At 52.3% G+C, this 19,221-nt stretch carries 18 protein-coding genes; 5 read left to right on the top strand and 13 right to left on the bottom strand.

The features are described from left to right. Positions 1-133 precede the first annotated feature (133 nt). Positions 134-1,348, top strand: coding sequence for a bifunctional alpha/beta hydrolase/OsmC family protein (locus tag OE750_RS01695; RefSeq protein ID WP_263760699.1), 1,215 nt, complete (start codon positions 134-136; stop codon positions 1,346-1,348). Here OE750_RS01695 and OE750_RS01690 read toward each other — a convergent pair whose 3' ends face one another. The 10 genes from OE750_RS01690 to yajC form a co-directional block, all read right to left on the bottom strand. Beyond that, complete coding sequence (locus OE750_RS01690; protein WP_263760697.1) at positions 1,349-1,891, bottom strand: DsbE family thiol:disulfide interchange protein; 543 nt, start codon at positions 1,889-1,891, stop codon at positions 1,349-1,351. Further along, positions 1,884-2,039: a heme exporter protein CcmD gene (gene ccmD / locus OE750_RS01685; RefSeq protein ID WP_318527958.1), complete on the bottom strand. Its 156-nt coding sequence runs from the start codon at positions 2,037-2,039 to the stop codon at positions 1,884-1,886. The genes OE750_RS01690 and ccmD overlap by 8 nt, the downstream gene beginning before the upstream one ends. Beyond that, on the bottom strand, positions 2,039-2,770 hold the full coding sequence (locus tag OE750_RS01680; RefSeq protein ID WP_263760693.1) for a heme ABC transporter permease: 732 nt from the start codon (positions 2,768-2,770) through the stop codon (positions 2,039-2,041). Before OE750_RS01680 ends, ccmD begins: the two co-directional genes overlap by 1 nt. A 70-nt stretch (positions 2,771-2,840) precedes the next feature. After that, positions 2,841-3,497: a heme exporter protein CcmB gene (ccmB, locus tag OE750_RS01675; protein ID WP_263760691.1), complete on the bottom strand. Its 657-nt coding sequence runs from the start codon at positions 3,495-3,497 to the stop codon at positions 2,841-2,843. Continuing rightward, on the bottom strand, positions 3,494-4,111 hold the full coding sequence (gene ccmA / locus OE750_RS01670; protein WP_263761196.1) for a heme ABC exporter ATP-binding protein CcmA: 618 nt from the start codon (positions 4,109-4,111) through the stop codon (positions 3,494-3,496). The genes ccmB and ccmA overlap by 4 nt, the downstream gene beginning before the upstream one ends. 11 nt (positions 4,112-4,122) lie before the next feature. Beyond that, the gene (locus tag OE750_RS01665) at positions 4,123-4,476 is read right to left on the bottom strand and encodes an Mth938-like domain-containing protein (RefSeq protein WP_263761194.1); all 354 of its coding nucleotides are present in this window, start codon (positions 4,474-4,476) and stop codon (positions 4,123-4,125) included. A 3-nt stretch (positions 4,477-4,479) separates the two neighbouring features. Continuing rightward, positions 4,480-5,232: a sulfite exporter TauE/SafE family protein gene (locus tag OE750_RS01660; protein WP_263760689.1), complete on the bottom strand. Its 753-nt coding sequence runs from the start codon at positions 5,230-5,232 to the stop codon at positions 4,480-4,482. Further along, positions 5,225-6,193 (bottom strand): protein translocase subunit SecF, encoded by a 969-nt coding sequence (gene secF, locus OE750_RS01655; RefSeq protein WP_263760687.1) that lies wholly within the window; start codon positions 6,191-6,193, stop codon positions 5,225-5,227. The genes OE750_RS01660 and secF overlap by 8 nt, the downstream gene beginning before the upstream one ends. Before the next feature lie 3 nt (positions 6,194-6,196). After that, positions 6,197-7,858 carry a protein translocase subunit SecD gene (gene secD, locus OE750_RS01650; RefSeq protein ID WP_263760685.1) on the bottom strand — a complete coding sequence of 554 codons (1,662 nt, stop codon included), beginning with the start codon at positions 7,856-7,858 and terminating at the stop codon, positions 6,197-6,199. Positions 7,859-7,896: 38 nt separating this feature from the next. Next, positions 7,897-8,175 carry a preprotein translocase subunit YajC gene (gene yajC, locus OE750_RS01645; protein ID WP_263760683.1) on the bottom strand — a complete coding sequence of 93 codons (279 nt, stop codon included), beginning with the start codon at positions 8,173-8,175 and terminating at the stop codon, positions 7,897-7,899. 185 nt (positions 8,176-8,360) lie between these two features. On the opposite strand from yajC, the gene serS reads away from it, so the two are divergent. Together serS and OE750_RS01635 are read left to right on the top strand one after the other, a co-directional pair. Beyond that, complete coding sequence (gene serS, locus OE750_RS01640) at positions 8,361-9,653, top strand: serine--tRNA ligase (RefSeq protein ID WP_263760681.1); 1,293 nt, start codon at positions 8,361-8,363, stop codon at positions 9,651-9,653. A 32-nt stretch (positions 9,654-9,685) separates the two neighbouring features. Continuing rightward, positions 9,686-10,390 carry a hypothetical protein gene (locus tag OE750_RS01635; protein ID WP_263760679.1) on the top strand — a complete coding sequence of 235 codons (705 nt, stop codon included), beginning with the start codon at positions 9,686-9,688 and terminating at the stop codon, positions 10,388-10,390. On the opposite strand, the gene der is transcribed toward OE750_RS01635, so the two are convergent. From der to OE750_RS01620, 3 genes are read right to left on the bottom strand one after another with little or no spacing between them, the layout of a single operon-like run. Further along, positions 10,387-11,841 (bottom strand): ribosome biogenesis GTPase Der, encoded by a 1,455-nt coding sequence (gene der / locus OE750_RS01630; protein WP_263760677.1) that lies wholly within the window; start codon positions 11,839-11,841, stop codon positions 10,387-10,389. The two genes, OE750_RS01635 and der, sit on opposite strands and share 4 nt — an antisense overlap. A gap of 46 nt (positions 11,842-11,887) precedes the next feature. Then, a complete protein-coding gene (locus tag OE750_RS01625; RefSeq protein WP_263760675.1) occupies positions 11,888-13,234 on the bottom strand; it encodes a PQQ-like beta-propeller repeat protein in 1,347 nt (448 codons plus the stop codon). Positions 13,235-13,290: 56 nt separating this feature from the next. Further along, positions 13,291-13,956, bottom strand: coding sequence for a tetratricopeptide repeat protein (locus OE750_RS01620; protein WP_263760673.1), 666 nt, complete (start codon positions 13,954-13,956; stop codon positions 13,291-13,293). 238 nt (positions 13,957-14,194) lie between these two features. On the opposite strand from OE750_RS01620, the gene OE750_RS01615 reads away from it, so the two are divergent. Both OE750_RS01615 and OE750_RS01610 read left to right on the top strand, forming a co-directional pair. Further along, positions 14,195-15,481: an efflux RND transporter periplasmic adaptor subunit gene (locus OE750_RS01615; protein ID WP_263760671.1), complete on the top strand. Its 1,287-nt coding sequence runs from the start codon at positions 14,195-14,197 to the stop codon at positions 15,479-15,481. Continuing rightward, positions 15,478-19,218 (top strand): efflux RND transporter permease subunit, encoded by a 3,741-nt coding sequence (locus OE750_RS01610; RefSeq protein ID WP_263760669.1) that lies wholly within the window; start codon positions 15,478-15,480, stop codon positions 19,216-19,218. Before OE750_RS01615 ends, OE750_RS01610 begins: the two co-directional genes overlap by 4 nt. The last annotated feature ends 3 nt before the right edge of the window (positions 19,219-19,221 follow it).

Raw genomic sequence — 19,221 nt, 5'->3', positions numbered from 1 at the left:
TATCAGTTTTTTCTTGAAGCAAGTTCAAAACCTAGCTGAATCAATCGTCACATCAGCGTGACAGCTTCGTCACAAGGCTAGCACTGAGCAGTTTACGCTCTTACCCTTCAAGCATAGCCTAGAAGGAACAGACATGCCGACGAAGAGATTTACGTTTATGAGCCCTGAGGGGCATTCGCTTTGTGCGAGGCTCGACCTTCCCGAAGGGCCACACCTCGGAAATGCCCTGTTCGCGCATTGCTTCACCTGCTCCAAAGATATAGCAGCTGCACGCCGCATAGCACAGCGCCTCACAGCGCATGGTATTGCTGTTTTACGGTTTGATTTCACAGGGCTTGGGCACTCCGAAGGTGAATTTTCAAACACCGGCTTTTCAACCAATATAGATGATTTGAAAGCCGCAGCAGTTTCTATGAGCGAACAAGGTTTTGCGCCTGATATCTTGATCGGCCATAGTCTCGGTGGTGCGGCGGTTATTGCTGCGGCCAAAAGCATTCAATCTGCAAAGGCGGTTGTCACAATTGGCGCACCCTTCGAACCGGATCACGTTACCGAAAACTTCGCCCACAAGCACGCGGAGATTTCCGAAACCGGCTCTGCAGACGTCTGTTTGGGGGGGCGCAGCTTTACCATCAACGAGAGCTTTCTGAACGATATCTCCAGTCACAAGCTAGATGAAGCGATTAGCACACTCGGTAAGGCTCTACTTGTCTTGCATGCGCCCAGAGACGAGATCGTCAGCATCGATAATGCGGCGTCAATCTTTCTCGCAGCCAAGCACCCAAAGAGTTTTATCACCCTAGATGATGCCGATCATCTGATCACCAATCCTCAGGATGCCGAATATGCCGCCGAAGTGATCAGCTCTTGGGTAACGCGCTATCTTGATTTACGCGCTCCCGCTCCACCACCGGGCGCGCCCGAAGGGATTACGCGTGTCAGCGAGGCTGATCCGAAAGGCTTCTTGCAAGACATCATGTCTGGCCCACACCACCATACTCTTGCTGATGAACCAGAAGCCTACGGCGGTACGAACAGAGGTATGAGCCCTTATGGGTTTGTCAGTGCAGGGCTTGGCGCATGTACTTCGATGACCATCCGTATGTATGCGCGCAGAAAGGGTTGGCCTCTTGATCATGTCAGCGTCGACGTGTGCCACGAGAAAGTTCACGCGCAAGACGCAAGCAGCAGTTCTGGCGAAAAAATTGACCGCTTTCAACGTAAAATCAGATTGGAGGGTAACCTCACAGCAGAGCAGCGGCAAAAGCTCCTAGAGATTGCGGACAAATGCCCAGTTCACAGAACACTAGAGCGCTCCAACCACATCGAAACCAGTTTGGCTGAGTGATTATGAGCCTCCATGTGCGCGTGCGATTGCAGGGCGAATTGTCTCTGCGATCACACGCTTGGTTATAGGTCCAGCGAAGCGTAAAACTATGGTTCCGTCACCCGAAATCACATAAGTTTCAGGAACGCCATAAACACCCCAGTTCAACGCCATGCGCCCTGATTCATCTGCACCAATGGCTTTATACGGATCACCAAGGTCTTTCAAAAATTTGAGCGCATTGGGAGCTTTATCTTTATAATTCACCCCGTATATCGCGATCCCTTCAGAAGCCAGTTCTTCAAGTTGCGGATGTTCTACGCGGCATGGGGCACACCAACTCGCCCAAAAGTTAACTAGTTTCACCTCACCGTCACGTAGTGTCTGGTCATTGAAGGCGCTCTTCCCGCCCAGACCAGAAACCATTACAGCAGGTGCGGGCTTTCCTTCCAGTGCCGAAGGAAGCGAGTCGGGGTCTTCGCGTTGAAGCCCCACGAACATCAGAACCGCCAATCCAAGAAAGATCACGGGAGGAGCCAGCATCATCGGAGAGAGCTTAGCCATTTTCTGATCTCCGCTTCTCGATTGCATCAAGCTCGGCTTTCACACGCTTAGAGCGCGCGAGGCTCGCCCAGACAATTCCCAAAAGAAGTGCGATAGACACGCCATAGGCTGACAAGACTTCCGCTGCATATTTCCCTAGGTCAGGCATCAACTCATACGCTCCCTAGCCAGCAACGCTCGCGAGCGTCTGGCTCTGATTTCAGTGTTGGTACGAATAATAACCAAGGTGACGAAAAGAAGCACAAAGCCAGCTATAGCCACAAGAGCGGGATACCAGAATACATCCGCTACGTTTTCTTGCTTATCAAGGGAAAGTGAAGCGCCCTGATGCAGACCTTGGTTCCAGAAGTTAACCGCATAACGCGACAACAGCGCGAACACTGACCCAACGAGGCAAAGCACACTTGTAAGATCGGCCGCTGTGTCATCATTTTCGATCGCGGCCCAAAGAGCCATATACCCCAAATAGAAGAGAAACAGGATCAGGAATGAAGTCAGTCTTGGATCCCAAGCCCACCAAGTGCCCCACATTGGCTGCCCCCAAACAGCACCAGTATAGAGTGCGATAAGCGTCATAACTGCTCCGATGGGTGCCGCTGCACGCGCAGCGAGAGCACTCACATGATGCCGCCGAATGATCCAAACAAGTGACGTGATTAGCATCATTACCCAGATATTGATGGCCATCATCGCACTTGGGACATGAATGTAGAAAATTTTCACAGTCGAGCCTTGGCGAAAGTCATCAGGAGTAAAGAAAAAGCCCCAAATCAACCCCACAACCAGACAAATCGATGCTCCCCAAGCAACAAACGGTAAAATCGTTTCGCTTGTCCGCATGAACTTGAGCGGGTTCGCATATTCCCAAATCGACGCCATATAACACTTCCTCTTTTCACGTATTCCCATGCCTGAATTTGAAAAGAATTTCCAGTGCCGAGATGTCACATTAGCGCAAGTTCACCCTCAACACAGCGGCGCTCGCAAATGGCAGTAGAGCCAAAGCAGCAAAGCTTACGCCAGCAAGCATGAGAAGCGGTGTTGTGTAGTCTTGCCCCTCCGCTCCACGGCGCGAAACTTCCGCTCCGAAAATGAGTGTCGGCACATAGAGTGGCAAAACCAAGAGACTAAGGAGTAGCCCCCCACGCTTGATGCCCACAGTAAGTGCTGCACCGAAAGCGCCTATTACAGAAAGCGCTGGCGTGCCCAAAAAAAGCGAGACGACAAGAGCCGAGTACCCATTTACGGGAAGGCTCATCAACAATGCAAAGACAGGAGCCGCGAAGACCAGAGGCAGGCCCGTCGTCAACCAGTGCGCAATAGCTTTAATGGCAACAACCCCTTCTAGCGGCAAAGGAGATGTTGCCAAGAGGTCCAACGAGCCGTCTTCGAAATCAAGCGAAAAAACTCTATCGAGCGAGAGCAAGCACGCCAACAGTGCTGCGACCCAAAGAACTCCGGGGGCAATCCGCCCAAGAAGGCCTGTTTCAGGGCCAACACCAAAGGGAATGAGCACGACGACTATAAGAAAAAACGAAAGCCCAAGTCCGAAGCCACCGCCAGCACGCACAGCAAGGCGCATGTCACGTTTCAGAAGTGCCATCATAGGAAGGCCTCGTCAAAGTTTTCTGCAAGGTTCGAGGTTGCTTTCAAGTGTCCAAGATCAAAGGTAACAGCATCTTCCAATCCGAGGTCGATATGCGTTGCCATAATCGCCATTCCACCGCTGGCAAGGTGTCTTTTTATCACCTCACCGAACATCGCAACAGCCGCTTGATCAAGAGAAACGGTCGGCTCATCCAGAATCCAGACAGGACGACCGGTCACCATAAGCCGTGCCAAACCCAAGCGGCGCTTTTGGCCAGCAGACAGCATACCCGCGGACCGCGTTCGCAATGCCTCCAATTCGAAAGCAGAAATCGCGCTTTCAATTTCGGGTACATCAAAAACACTTGCCCAAAAGTGAAGGTTTTCCTCAACAGTCAGAGTCGTTTTGATCCCATCGACATGTGCGGCATAAGCCATCGCTTCACGATCAAGGCTGATCTTGCCCGACAGCGGCGCCTGCAAGCCTGCCAGAGTGCGTAGCAAAGTTGTCTTGCCGATACCGTTGGGGCCACGCAAAACAAGCGCCTGCCCCGCGCTCACAGAAAAACTTACGCCCTCTAGGACAGGTATACCCCCACGCGCCACGCCGAGATTGTCGACCACAAGTTCCATCATCTAACCTTTCACACCGGTAAAGCAGCAAGGGCAACACGCCGCCCTTCCGCCGCAAGCACATTGTAAGTGCGACAGGCAGCGGGTGAATTCATGATTTCAACACCCATGCCCGCCTTTTCGATGCGCTCTCGCAAGTCAGTAGGCAAATGAGATATCTCGGCACCTGTGCCAATGAATATCACATCCACGTTGCCCTGGAGAGACAAAAGGTTTTCCACATCAGCGTATCCTTCCCAGGAGCGCACTTTAGAAGCTGTAAGCAAAATGCCACCATCAACCCTTTGGCCACCGATGCGGAAATAGCCTGGGCCATAACCATCGACGGGTTGCGCCTCGTTGAACTGCATTTCAGTGAGTTTCATCATTTAGTCCCATAGTGGAAGTGATGTCAGCGCCGCAAGCAAGATGATACAATAGGCTATACCTCGATACTGCTTTTCTCGTGAAGGATCAAAGAGGGTTGCACCAACAATGTTTCCCAATATTGCTGGTGCGAAAAACAATAGCCCAAGCCAGATTGGAACCGCTTCAAGCTTATCCTGAAAGAAAAGCCAAGACAGAAGAGCGATATCAAACAGGAATAGGTACATCATGGTGTTAGCCCGAATGCTTCGGACAGGTTTCATACTCGCGGCATAAAGCATTATAACAGGCGGCCCAGGAAGCCCTGCTGCGCCGCCTGTTATCCCCGCAACAGCCCCTCCAGCATAAAGCACAAAAGGTGTAAGCTGCCCCTTATAGCGCAGGCCTGCCAAAAGGGAGATTGGCACGATGATTGCCAGCGCGGCGACTAAATAACGAAAGACTTCAACAGGAACGGCAAAAAGCAGGGCCAACCCGAATGGCAAGGCAACGATCGTGGCCATACCGAGACGCGCAACATCCTTTGGCTCACCATCACGCCATGCTTTTGGCAAGTTTGGTATAGGCCCAAGTACATCCATAACAGTTAAAGCGACCAGAACCCAAACAGGCTCGATAAATTTGCTTGCTACAGGGATAAACACCATTGCAGTGCCAAAGCCCGAAAACCCGCGAACGACACCCGCAACAAACACCGTCAGCACAAGAAGCAATAGGCCATGTTGGCCTAAAGCCTGGTGTAGTGCTTCAGGCATCTACATTCGCGAATTGGTTCCCCGTTGTGCCATCAGGCTTTGACCAGTCGCGCTTGACACCAAGCCAAAGAAGGATCGTAGAAGCCACGAAAACAGAACTGTATGTTCCGACGATAACACCCCAGATCATAGCAAAGACAAAGCCACGGATGACGTCACCACCAAGCATGAACAGAGCAAAAAGGGCAAGCAGTGTTGTGACCGATGTCATCATAGTACGACTGAGCGTTTCATTGATTGAAAGATTCATAACGTCTTTGAGCGGCTTCTGCTTATACTTGCGAAGGTTTTCTCGAACACGGTCAAACACAACAACCGTATCGTTAAGCGAATAGCCAACGATTGTCAGAAGCGCTGCAATGATCGCCAAATCAAAACGTATCTGAAGCTCGGAGAAAATCCCGATGGTCAATAACACGTCATGCACCAAAGCAACCACCGCACCGACGGCGAACTGCCATTCAAAGCGAAGCCAGATATAGATAAGAACCGCCCCGATTGCTAAAAGCACTGCAATTACAGCTGTTTGAATAAGCTCCCCAGAGACCTTTGGGCCGACGCTTTCAACAGAGCTAAAGGTTATATCGGAGGCGACAGTTTTTAGTGCTGTGTGGACTGTTTCAATCACCTCGGTCGTAACCGCCTCTTCGCCATCCTGCGCTTGAATGCGTATCATAGCGACATTCTTGTCTTCTCCAAACGTTGGGTCGAAGACTTCAGTGATCGTGATGTCCCCAAGCTGAAGAGGCTCAATCGCTTCTCGGTAATCGGCAATCACAACCGGCTGTGTGCTATCTGTGCGGATTGTCGTGCCTCCGCGGAAATCGATGCCATAGTTCAAGCCCTGCAAAAGAAAACTTACAAACGCAATAACCATCATAATAGCAGAGATGCCCAGCCATAGCTTATAGCGCGCAAAAAAATCCCAGTTTGTCTCTTGTGGAACAAGTCTCAATCGCATGGGTCAAACCTCCAGCGTTTTAGGTTTGCGGCGCTCGAACCAAATAACAACGATAAGGCGTGTTACGAAGATCGCGGTGAAAACGGATGTCAGGATACCAAGCCCCAAGGTGATCGCAAAACCTCGTACAGGGCCAGAGCCGACAGCGTAAAGGATAACAGCCGTAATAAAGGTCGTGATATTGGCGTCGACAATCGCCGAAAGAGCCTTTTCATAGCCGAGATCAATCGCCCGGGCTGGCCCTTTTGCAGACTTCAACTCTTCTCGTATCCGCTCGAAGACAAGCACGTTTGCATCAACGGCCATGCCGATCGTGAGGACAATCCCTGCAATCCCGGGGAGCGTAAGTGTTGCCCCCAACATAGAGAGCAGTGCGAAGATAAGCACAACATTTATGACAAGAGCGATATTGGCAAATACACCAAACAAGCCGTAGCTCATGACCATAAACAACAACACGCCCGCAAATGCGACGATGCAGGCGATTTTGCCGGCTTCAATACTATCGGCGCCCAATTCAGGCCCGATGGTGCGCTCTTCCAGAAACTCGAGTCCAGCAGGCAAGGCACCCGCGCGCAAAAGCACGGCCAGATTAGTGCTTTCTTCAAGCGTGAAATTTCCTGTGATAATACCCGATCCGCCGGCAATGTGGCTTTGGATAACAGGGGCTGAGATCACTTCACGGTCCAAAACAATCGCAAAAGGAGAACCGATGTTTTCGGCTGTGTAATCTCCAAAACGTCGAGCGCCAGAGGTGTTAAAGCGGAACGAAACAGCGGGGCGACCATTCTGGTCAAAATCAGGTTGCGCATCGACCAGATCTTCGCCTGTAACGACAGACGCTTCTTCGAGGATGTAAAACACCCCCTCCTCATCTATCGACGGCAAGACATAGTTGCCCGCCCCCGCAGGGGCATCGGCACTGGAAGCGCGACTCACAACAGAATGAAAGGTTAGCTGCGCAGTTGTTCCGATAATCTCTTTTAATTCTGCAGCGCTTCCGAGGCCAGGAACCTGAATGAGGATACGGTCCCCTCCCTGGCGCTGGATCGTGGGCTCGCGCGTTCCAACTTCATCAATCCTGCGGCGAATAATTTCAAGAGACTGACGCACTGTGCGCTCGTCGGTTGCAAGCATTTCGGCTTCCGAGAGACGGACGACAAGACTTTCGCCTTCAACATTCACCTCAATATCGTTTGCTCCCGCACCCGCCAAGCTTGTCACAGGGCGTGCAAGACCGCGGATCAGACTAGCGGCATTCTGAAGCTCTTCAGGTTTGGAAATACGGATACGCAGCTCTTTATCGTTGCTGTTCTGGAGCCGCACCGTGCCAACAGTATCACGCTCTTCCCTCAGAAGGTCACGAATTTCGGGCCACATCCCCTTGATGCGAGCGGCATATACATCCTGAACCTTTACCTCGGCAAGCAGATGCGCGCCTCCCCGCAAATCAAGCCCGAGGTTCACCAAGCCCGACGGTAGAAACTCTGGCCAAAGTGCAGCCTGCTCTTTAAGGCTGGAAGCGGCCCCACCTGCCTCGATTGCTTTTACAGCATCGTTGTGAGTTTCGACCCGCGTGTAAAATCCGTTCGGCAAGGCAAACAAAAGCCCTACAGCAACGACGAGCCAGATCAGCACTCGTTTCCATGAATCAATCTGAAGCATTGGTAGCTCTGCCCCGTCTTTTTTGTCGGTTTGAAAGCTTACGCTTTGGCTGGTTCGGTTTTATTAAGCACCTGCGCGACCGTACCTTTGATCACGCGGACTTTGACACCGTCGGCAATCTCGACTTCGAGTTCGCCATCATCACGCACTTTTACAACCTTGCCGATGATCCCGCCCTGCGTAATCACTTGATCACCGCGGCGGATGTTCTCGATCATTTGTTGGTGTTCTTTCATTTTCTTTTGCTGTGGTCGGATCAAAAGAAAGTACATGATCGCGAAAATCGCGGCCAACATCAGCAAGTCACCAGGTCTCATATGCGCCCCCGTCGTGGTCTGGTTTTGGGCAAAGCCCTTCAAATTCAGCCCTACCTATGCCCGAACAGTTATGTTTGCAATGGGCAATGGGAAATCCCAAAGGCGCACAATCACCCGTTTACCTCAGGCAGCTAAATCGGCCATAAGACAGCAAAACAGACTCATTTCGCAGAAGGACACAAAAGATGCACGACATTCGCGCTATCAGAGACAATCCGAGCGCCTTTGACGCGGCCATGCAACGCCGTGGCCTCACGCCCGTTTCAGCCGACGTCCTCAAGCTTGATGAGGAACGACGAATGATGATACTGGCCGCAGAGACTGCTCAAGCCTCTCAAAACAAAGCAGCAAAAGACATCGGTGCCGCGAAAGCCGCAGGGGACGAAACCGCTTTCAATAACCTGCGCGAGGAAGTCGCCGCAAAAAAGGCCGAAGTTTCAGAGTTGCAAGCATCTGCGAAAGCGCTCGACAATCAGCTTTACGAAATGCTCTCCAGCTTGCCGAATTTAGTGCACAACGATGTCCCCGATGGCGCAGACGAAAACGACAACGTCGAAATCCGCCACTGGGGCACCCCACGCGAAATTGATTTCGAAGCCCGCGAGCACTTTGAAATTGAAGCCGTTAAAACGGGTATGGATTTTGAAACCGCAGCCAAGTTATCTGGCAGCCGTTTTGTTGTTTTGTCCGGTTCAATAGCGCGTCTTCACAGGGCACTGGCGCAGTTCATGCTCGACACGCATATTGAAGAGAATGGCCTCGAGGAGACATGGGCCCCTGTGCTCGTCAAAGAAGAAATGATGTATGGTACAGGACAGTTACCAAAATTTGGCGAAGACAGCTACCAGACGACAAATGGCTGGTGGCTTGTGCCAACTGCTGAGGTTCCTTTGACGAATATGGTAAACGGGACAACTTTGGAGCAAAGCTCCCTACCCCGTCGTTATGTGGCTCATACCCAGTGCTTTCGTTCGGAAGCCGGAAGCGCTGGACGCGACACTTCAGGCATGTTGCGACAGCATCAGTTCGAGAAAGTCGAAATGGTCTCCATCACTCACCCTGACGAAAGCCTTATCGAACACGACCGCATGACGCGTTGTGCAGAGGGCATTCTTGAGAAGCTCGGGCTACCTTACCGAACAGTCATTCTCTGCACCGGTGACATAGGGTTTGGAGCGATCAAGACGCATGATATTGAAGTCTGGCTTCCCGGGCAGGGTAAATACCGCGAGATCAGCTCTGTATCTGTTTGTGGTGATTTCCAAGCCCGCCGCATGCAGGCGCGCTTCAAGCCGGCTGACGGCGGCAAGCCACAATATGTTCATACACTCAACGGGTCCGGGCTTGCGGTTGGGCGCGCGCTTATTGCAGTGTTGGAAAACGGGCAGCAGCAGAATGGTTCAGTATCGATTCCTGCGGCTCTTACACCTTACCTTGGTGGACGCACGGTTTTAAATGCAGATGGCACTCTGGCTTGAAGTGACGGGGTCACAATGCATAGGGTAATTCAATGAAGCGCATATTCGCCATTATGACTTTTGTTGCCGCAGTCTTTTTTGCGGTCTCCCCGTTTATGACGAGTGGTTTCAATGGATTTGAGGCCAGTCAATTCCCCGTTCCTCAGGAAAACCCGCCCATTCAACCTGCAGGCTACGCATTTTCCATTTGGGGGCTAATCTATATTTGGCTCATCCTGGGAACAGGGTTCGGCTTATTCAGCCGGGCCGATGATGGAACTTGGGAAGATGGCCGACCTGCGCTTTTTGTCAGCCTTGCTGTGGGCGCCTCCTGGATCGCGGTTGCGCAGCTTTCCGTTATATGGGCAACAGCGCTCATCTGGGTCATGCTGATCGGCGCGCTTGCTGCACTTGCCAGAAGCGGCTCCACTGACAGATGGTGGCAGCGCGAACCTATCGGAGCCTATGCCGGTTGGCTTACTGCGGCCTCTTCGGTTTCTATTGGCTTACTGCTCGCAGGATATGGCTACACATCCCAAACCACCGCTGCCTTCATCGGGCTTGCAATAGCGCTTGCTATTGCTGTCGCCATGCAAAAAGCGCGCCCTGATACGTTAGCTTACCCATTGGCAGTAATCTGGGCGCTTGTTGGCGTGATTATCAGCAACTTTGAGCCAGTCAATACAAGCGTGATCGGGCTGGCGAGCGTTGGAATTGCCTATCTAACCCTCGCAACACTGAAACACCGACGCTCTTAATCTTTCTTCTTACCAAGAGTATGCTTTCGAAGTTTCGAAGGACCCGGCTTCTTCTTGCCCTTATAAGGATTGGCATCGCCCTGCCCACGGATGTAGAGGCGAATAGGCGTTCCTGGCATATCAAAGTCTTCGCGCAACCCGTTCACTAGATAGCGTGAATAAGCTGTTGGCATTTTGTCCGGGTGCGAACACATCACTACAAACCCCGGCGGACGAGTTTTAGCTTGCGTCATATAGCGCAGCTTGATGCGCTTTCCTTGCGGAGCGGGCGGCGGGTGCGCTTGCACCATTCCATCAAGCCAGCGATTGAGGTGCGCCGTGCTGATCCGCTTGTTCCAAACATCATGCGCTTTCACGATTGCATCATGTAAACGCTCAAGGCCTCGTCCGGTTTTAGCTGATACGGTGATAAGGGGGGCCCCTCGAAGTTGCGGCAGCAGACGTGTGAATGATTCTTTCAAATCACGAAGCTTATCCTGCTTCTCGTCTTCGATATCCCACTTGTTCACCGCCACAACTACAGCGCGACCTTCACGTTCGGCCAAATCGGCAATACGTAAATCTTGTTGCTCAAAAGGAATGGCAGCATCAAGCAGAACAACCACGACTTCAGCAAATTTTACTGCCCGCAAACCATCAGAGACCGAAAGCTTTTCAAGCTTGTCCTGCACCTTCGCCTTTTTGCGCATGCCAGCGGTATCAAAAATTCGTACTGGCGTCCCTGACCACTCCAGTGTCAGCGAAATCGCGTCACGCGTGATGCCAGCTTCCGGGCCGGTCAGAAGGCGGTCTTCACCAAGTATTTTGTTGATCAGCGTAGATTTACCCGCGTTGGGGCGGCCCACAACTGCAACCTGCAAGGGGCGTTTGATCGTCGGTGTATGATCTGGAACATCGTCCTCATCATCTACCGTAACGTCCACATCAGGAGCGATTTCCTTGGCGCGCTCTTCAAAAGCGTCAGCCATTGGCATGAGCGCAGAATATAGCTCGTTTAGCCCCTCACCGTGCTCGGCTGAAAGCCGAATTGGCTCACCTATACCAAGGCCATACGCCTCCATTACGCCCGCATCTGCCGCCATGCCTTCAGCTTTGTTGGCAGCCACAAAAACGGGCTTGCCCTTACGACGTAAAATATCAGCAAACACTTCGTCGGTAGGCGTCACCCCCATGCGAGCATCAATCATGAAGAGGCATGCATCAGCCATCTCGACTGCACGCTCAGTCAAGCGACGCATACGCCCTTGCAAAGAGTCGTCCGTTGCGTCTTCCAAGCCGGCAGTATCGATTACTGTAAACCGTAGATCGCCAAGTTTGGCTTCACCCTCGCGCAGATCCCTTGTTACACCTGGTTGGTCGTCAACCAAAGCAAGCCGCTTGCCAACCAGACGGTTGAACAAGGTCGATTTGCCGACATTAGGCCGGCCGACAATGGCCAGTGTAAAACTCATGATTAGCGCTCCAGTCGCGAAAAGACGCAACTAACTTACATTCAGGTCAACGGAAAGCGAAAAGTTGACCCTTGCGATTGACAACATACATAACCCCGCCCGCAAAAACTGGGCTAGTAGCTGCGCCGCTTGGAAGCTCGCCAGTTTTTATAAGGCTTCCGTCTTCAGGGTTGAACACTCGGATTAAACCATCATTCGAAGCCACGTAGAGGCGCCCGCCAGCCAGAACAGGGCCATAGTGAGTAAATACTGTTTTTTGGCGTTTGGGTCGGTCTTTCACAAAGAACGGAAGTTTTGTGCCCCATATACGCTCACCATTGGTCGCATCCAACCGAACCAACTCGTTATTGTCGGTGACCATAAAGACAGAACCACCTGCCACCCAGACAGGACTCATGGGGCCTTCTTCAGCTGTCCAAATCCGTTCGCCGCTCGCAGTATCTAGTGCAACAGTGCGCCCAGAGAACGTTCCCGCGTAGATTTTATCACCGACTATTACTGGATCACCCGTGATATCAGTAATTCGGCTACGTGAAAACCCAACCCGTTGGCCCGAGATCGCGGCATCCCAAATACGAAGCCCACCCTGTCGAAATGCGGCCTGCAACTCGTTTGAGCCAAATGAAAATACAACCAGATTGTCGTTCACAGCAGGCGCTGGCCCGCCAAGGACATTGTTTTTGTCCGCAGCCGACCCTAGTTGCCAAAGAATGCGGCCAGAATTTGTATCCAGCGCCCACGCAGTTGAATCTCCAGCAACGAGATAAACGATCCCGTCTTTCACCGTAGGCATACCAGTTGCCGAGGCCTGAAGCTTTTGCTGCCACAGTTCTTGCCCAGTATTGGCATCAAGAGCCGTGACCAAACCAAAACCTGAAGACACAAACAACGCGCCATCCGCAAAGGCGATACCGCCCCCAGTCGCATCCCGTGCGGCATCCCGTGGCGGAACGAGGCTAATGTTCCAGACCGGCGCTCCGCTAACCGATGTCGCGGTTACGCGCGCCTCGGAATCAAGTGTGAAAACTTTACCTGCAGCAACCACCGGCTCGGAGGTTATACGGCCAGAGCGGCTGTCCCCTGCTCCGATGTCCGCACTCCAAAGTGGCTCTAGAGCCCCCGAAAATGCAGGATGGGAAACTCGGGTGTGAGGGCTATTATGACGCTGAAACCAGCCTGCATTATTTTGTGGCGCAACAAGCGATACAGCAAGAGAGCGGTTCTCCATCGAACGTGCCGCAACAGGGGTATTTGCATTGCTCTCTTCAGCGCGGAGTGCCTCCCGCTTGCCCGCCAGAACAACTTCGGGTTCTTCACAGGCGCTGAGCAATAAAAGGGCAGCTCCACCTGCGAGAAGAGACAACATGCCCGACTTACGCGAACCAGATTTCATATTGATCTTCCCTTCAGCCTCTTCTGTCGCTCTCTTCATAGTCACCCGTTGGTGCGTTATTCAACAAGAACGTCGGTTAACTCACCGCCCAGTGCGATAATAAGCTGGGTTGCACGCCGCTTAAGCCCCGCAGTTGCTTCTGCATCTTGAACGATGGAATTCAGCGCTGCAATCGCTTCTTTTGTTTTGCCTTGCTCGATGTCAAGAAGCGCAAGTTGCTCTTCAGCCAAGACTCCGAGCTGCGGGTTGCCGCCGATCAATGCCTGATACCCGGCACTGCGCTCTTCAACGCTCAAATCATCCGTTTGCAATGCCAGCAACTTGAACGTAGCGACTTGGCGGTAAACCAATGGTGCGGTAGAATCATCCGAAACCTGCTGAAGAGCAGCCTTGGCATCGGCAATATTGCCCGCTTCAAACAACTCTTTCGCACGCAAGAGCCCAAGCACAGAGGCTGATCCGTCAGCACCGGTCTCAATTCCGGCTAGCGCCAGTGCACGTTCTTCTGCCGCGTTACTATCAAGGGCCGCCAATACGTTATCACCGAAGGCTTGTGCCTGCGCGGTTGATTGCGCTTTGCGGTATTCGTAGAAGGCTGCTGCTCCTACAGTCAGAAGCACAACACAAATCACGATCCAGCCGTAACGCTTCACCCAAGCGAATAGGCGATCACGGCGAACTTCTTCCGTAACTTCTTCAATAAAACTATCGGTATCGCTCAAGCGTTTGCCCCCACTATTTTCCCCCTCTTACAGCCTCAACATGCGCCTGCCAAGGCCTGCCTTAAAGATCGGCGTCCCATCGCAAACCTAACCACACTGAAACCCATATGATGACGAACCGGGCAACCTAGAGTAAACTGGACAGCTGAATGAATCTGATTTATTTGCGAAGCAATGTAATAAAGTGGTTTCATCACTCCAAGGCAGGGTCCTCTACCTGCCAAAACAAGGCGAAAAGATGCGGATCATTCCAGTCCTAACGGCCATCATTGTCACAATATTTTTATTCTATCTCGTCGTCGAGCGCGAGGCTCTCCTATCATTAGCCCGAGGCAACAATATTTCAAAAACACAAACCTCATCCGAAGCGGCAAGCACTTCACCCTCCAGTTCAGAAGAGACAGCCGGCAGACGCGTGGGCGTTATCGCAATTCACTCAAATGCACGCGAAATCGATAGTGCGATAGTATTGCGTGGCCAAACCGAAGCTGCGCGCCAGGTGGACGTGCGGGCAGAAACATCTGGGCTGGTAATATCGGAGCCGCTACGCAAGGGCGCATTTGTAGAGCAAGGACAAATCCTTTGCCAACTAGATCCCGGCACACGCGGATCAAGCCTTGCCGAAGCACAAGCCCGCCTAGCTGAAGCAATGGCGCGTATTCCGGAAACCCAAGCTCAAATTCCACGCGCCGAAGCACAGCTGGAACAAGCAAAAGCCCAATTGGAAGAAGCTGAAATCAACGACAACGCGGCGCGAACGCTTTCAAAAGGTGGATTTGCTTCTGACACGCGTGTCGCCTCAACCGCAGCTTCGGTGCGTGGGGCTGAGGCGAATGTCAAAGTGGCAGAAGCGTCCTTGAAGACTGCGCAGTCTGGCATGCTTGGAGTTCAAGCTGCCATTGAGTCTGCCGAGGCAAATGTGGCCGCTGCCGAAAAAGAAATTTCGCGGCTTAAGATAAAAGCCCCTTTTGGCGGGTTGCTGGAAAGTGACACCGCCGAGCTTGGAGCACTTATTCAGCCAGGCGGAGCCTGCGCGACCGTCATCCAGCTTGATCCTGTCAAACTTGTAGGCTTTGTCCCTGAAGCACAGGTAAGCCGTATCAAGGTAGGTGCTAATGCTGGCGGCCGCTTGACGACAGGTCAGGAGCTTTCAGGCACAGTCAGCTTTTTGGGGCGTAGCGCAGATCCTCTGACACGTACATTTCGTGTTGAAATCGAAGTTCGCAACCCAAACCTAGAAATACGTGACGGACAGACCACAGAAATTGTTATTGCAGCAGAAGGTCGCTCGGCTCATCTTGTTTCACAGTCGGCCCTAACCCTTAATAATGACGGTCTGCTTGGCGTACGCCTTATTGATGAGAAACAGACCGCCGTTTTTCGAGAAGTCACTTTGCTACGCGATGACATTGACGGTGTTTGGCTTAGCGGCTTGCCCGAAAGTGCCGACATCATCATCATTGGGCAGGAATATGTGATAGATGGCGTCCCCGTCACAGCAGAGTTTCAGGATGGTTCGCAATGACGGGCTTGGTTGATTGGGCCGCGTCACGTGCGCGGATGATCATGGCATTTATTATCTTGTCGCTTCTGGTTGGTGGCTTTGCCTATGCTAAACTGCCCAAAGAAGGCGAGCCTGACATTCAGATTCCTGGGCTGTTTATATCCGTCCCATTCCCGGGCATCTCAGCCAGCGACAGTGAAACACTGCTTGTTAAAGTGATGGAAACAGAACTGGCCGATCTGGACAGCCTTAAATCTATGTCCGCAACAGCTGCAGAAAACTACGCGGGTCTTTTCCTCGAGTTTGAGTTTGGCTGGGACAAGTCAGCTGTCATGGCTGACGTTCGTGAAGCCATGAACTCGGCAGAAGCCAATTTCCCTGAAGGAGCAGAGAAATATACCATAAAAGAAATCAACTTCTCTGAATTTCCGGTTCTGATCATAAATCTGACAGGCGATGTGCCAGAACGGACGATGGGCCGCGTTGCCGAGGACTTACAAGAAAAAATCGAAAGTCTTGATGCTGTGCTGGAAGCCGGAATCGCGGGCAAACGTGATGAAATGCTGGAAGTCATCATCGACCCGCTCCGCCTTGAGGCCTACAATGTTACCGCTGGGGAGTTGATCAACGTTGTACGCAACAACAATCAGCTCATCGCTGCCGGAGAGGTCGAGAGCGCGACTGGTGCGTTCTCTGTCAAAATTCCATCAAGTTTTAATGAACCTAAGGACGTTTACGACCTTCCCGTCAAAGTCAACGGAGATCGCGTTGTTACGCTGGGGGATTTGGCCGAGATCAGGCTCACATTTGAGGATCGGATGGGGACTGCTCGTTTTAACGGTGAAACAACCGTAGCGTTGCAGGTGGTCAAACGTAAAGGCTTCAATCTGCTCGATATGGCCGATGCCGTTAAAAAGGTGGTTGCAGAGGCCAGTGCCGAATGGCCCGCGGAGTTGAAAACAGCAGTATATGTCGGAACATCAAACGACCAGTCACGCGTTGTCGGCTCTATGATTGCCCAGCTGGAAGGATCGGTTCTGACTGCTATTGCGCTTGTAATGATAGTCGTACTGGCTTCGCTCGGCGTGCGCCCTGCCCTGCTTGTCGGCTTCGCCATTCCCACCTCTTTTCTGCTTTGCTTTGCCCTGCTTGCCCTGATGGGGATAACCATTTCCAACATTGTTATGTTCGGGCTTATTCTCGCCGTGGGGATGCTGGTCGATGGAGCGATTGTTGTTGTGGAATATGCCGACAAACGCATTTCAGAAGGCTCAGGTCCGATGCATGCCTATGTGGAAGCCGCCAAGCGGATGTTCTGGCCTGTTGTAAGCTCCACTGCCACCACACTCTGTGCCTTCCTGCCAATGCTGTTCTGGCCAGGCGTTCCGGGGCAATTCATGGGGATGCTACCCGTGACCCTCATATTTGTGCTTTCAGCCTCACTCGTTGTTGCGCTGATTTATCTGCCTGTTATGGGAGGCGTGACTGGCCGCATGAGCCGCCTGTTTTCTCACACCGCCGATGCTTTGCGCGCTGCAGCGCCTTGGTGGCTTCGTGCGACATTGGTACTGCCATCACTATACCTGGTGTTCCTTGGCGCATTACAAACTCTCAATCCAGGCTATCTATTTGGCGGCATAGCACCCCTTGAAGGTGTCATGTCTCTGTTGCCTGGATTTGCAATTTTCTTGCTGGGGAGTTTTGCATCTTCCGTGACGTTGGGGGCGACTCAAATCAAGTGGAAGCACAACTCTGTAAAAGCGGGTCGTCAACGCACAGTTTTCGGATCATTCATTCGTCTGATCACGGCCAACCCGATTATGCCTGTCGTGTCGGTTGCCGCTGTCTTCTTTTTCGTCATGTCTGTTTTTGGCTACTACGGAGCCAACAACAACGGAACAGAGTTTTTCGTAGAGTCCGAACCAGAAATGGCAATCGTTTACGTAAGAGCACGAGGCAACCTTTCGCTAGCACAAAAAGACAAGTTAATCGCCCGTGCAGAAAGCGTCGTGCTAGCCCACTCTGGGGTGGACAATGCCTTCGCTTTCGCAGGAAACAGCGGTCTCAACTCCAATACAGGTGGTGCACAGCCGCCCAAAGACACGATAGGACAGATCCAGTTCGAAACCATCCCATGGGAAGACCGCCGCGACAGGCCAGAGCTTGACGGCGATCTGGTCCTTGATGAACTGACGTCACAACTTGAAGCACTCCCCGGCATTAAAGTCGAGATACTTTCAGCTTCCCGTGGGCCTGCTTCGGCCAAGCCCGTTCATTTGCGCCTCAAAGCCAATGACTGGGAAACACTGATCAGCGCAACAAAAACAGCCCGTGCCAAATTTGATGAGACTGCAGGTCTTACCCTTCAGGAGGACACCCTGCCCCTGCCCGGAATTGACTGGCAGCTTGATGTCGATGTTGAGGAAGCGGGGCGCTATGGCGCGGATGTTGCCACTGTCGGCGGAATGATTCAACTCGTAACCCGCGGCCTCCTGCTTGATACGATGCGCGTCGACAGTTCCGATGAGGAAATTGATATTCGCGTTCGCCTGCCTGAAAAAGACCGTGTGCTAAGCACTCTGGACTCGCTCAAATTAAGAACAAATGACGGCCTGATACCGCTTTCGAACTTTTTGACCCGCAAACCGGTGGCCAAACTGGCGGAGATAAACCGCGCAGATCAAATGCGGTATTTTGATGTAAAAGCGGGCGTTGCCAACGCAACCATGCTTTTGACAAACAAAGATACAGGAGAAACCCAAATTGTCTCCGCAAACATCTGGCACGAAGATGAGGGCCTGCGCAGCAGCTATGAACGCAGAGGTTTCGTCGCAGTGCCCCTCACACCGGCCAATCGGATTGAAGCACTAACGTCATGGCTCGAAACGTCCCCCTTTCAGGCAGGGGTTGTTTGGGAATGGACAGGTGATCAGGAGGATGAAGCCGAGAGCCAAGCCTTTCTCACAAGTGCTTTCGCAGGTGCATTGGGCCTTATGTTCATCATTCTTCTTGCGCAGTTCAACAGCTTTTACAATTCTGTGCTTGTGCTTCTGGCCGTCGTACTTTCAACAGCCGGTGTCCTGATCGGGATGCTGGTGATGGACCAGACATTTTCCATCATAATGACAGGCACAGGGATCGTTGCGCTTGCCGGGATTGTGGTGAACAACAACATTGTTTTGATCGACACGTATCAGGAATACTCTTCATACATGCCGCGTATCGAAGCGATTGTGCGCACAGCGGAAGACCGCATTCGCCCCGTTTTGCTCACGACGATCACAACAATGGCGGGCCTTGCCCCCATGATGTTTGGCCTAAGCTTGGATTTCGTGAATGGCGGGTACTCTATCGACAGTCCGACAGCTCTTTGGTGGAAACAGCTCGCCACTGCGGTGGTCTTCGGTCTTGGTATCGCGACAGTTCTCACATTGGTCTTCACGCCGTCCATGTTGGCCCTTCGAGTCTGGCTCTCAACCTATCTTGGATGGGGCGCCCGCGCACTTGCAGCGCTCTCTTTGGGAAGCGCAAGCCGTATTGCACGTGACATGGCCTTACAAAACGCTGCACGCCGCATGGCCGCCCCAGAAATCCTCTGGGAGGGGCTCGACAATCGCTATGAAGATCAGGATGATCTTACGATAGAACCAAATTCCAAAGACATGCACAACGTGCTGAAGCGAGCAGGTAAGCTGCCGAATTCCAAAGATGAGTCTTCACTAAAAGACGGCAAAGGCGGCGTCAAAGCAGCCGAATGAAAA

This window comes from Lentibacter sp. XHP0401 (genome assembly GCF_025751535.1).
Taxonomy (GTDB): Bacteria; Pseudomonadota; Alphaproteobacteria; order Rhodobacterales; family Rhodobacteraceae; genus Lentibacter.
This window is presented reverse-complemented; position numbering and strand designations above follow the sequence as displayed.